This window comes from Massilia sp. CT11-108 (assembly GCF_047302915.1).
GTDB classification, from domain to species: domain Bacteria; phylum Pseudomonadota; class Gammaproteobacteria; order Burkholderiales; family Burkholderiaceae_D; genus Telluria; species Telluria orientalis.
In genome coordinates this window covers 1-394 of the sequence record NZ_JBKYMO010001298.1, presented here as the reverse complement: position 1 = coordinate 394, position 394 = coordinate 1, and the positions used below count along the sequence as shown (strand labels likewise).

Here is a 394-nt window from a genome sequence, read left to right as displayed (position 1 = left end):
GCGCCCGCGACCTTGCCGCCCAGGTCCGCGAACAGCACGGGCAGGCAGTCGGCCGGGATGCGTTCGAAGTGGGCGCCGACGTGCTGGCCGCCTTCGAGGCCGCGTTGCCGGGGCAGGTGGACGATGCTTTCCGGCCGTATGCGGGGCGTCCGGGCAAGTATCTGGCGGACATGTATTTGTTGGCGCGTCGCATGCTGGCCCGCGACGGGATCACGCGCGTCCATGGCGGCGACCGCTGCACGGCGACCGAGACCGACTGGTTTTATTCGTATCGCCGCGACGGCGTGACTGGCCGGCAGGCCAGCCTCATCTGGTTGAAATAAGGGCGGGCCGTTCAGCGGCCTCCATCGTGGCCGTGCCCGGCCGCAGCGCCATCGGCGCCGGCCGCATGGCC

At 70.8% G+C, this 394-nt stretch carries 1 protein-coding gene; it reads left to right on the top strand.

The genetic code is table 11. The features are described 5' to 3' along the window. On the top strand, positions 1–323 hold a 323-nt coding region (locus tag ACEN88_RS34490), incomplete at its 5' end, for a laccase domain-containing protein (RefSeq protein WP_413346905.1). Positions 324–394 lie beyond the last annotated feature (71 nt).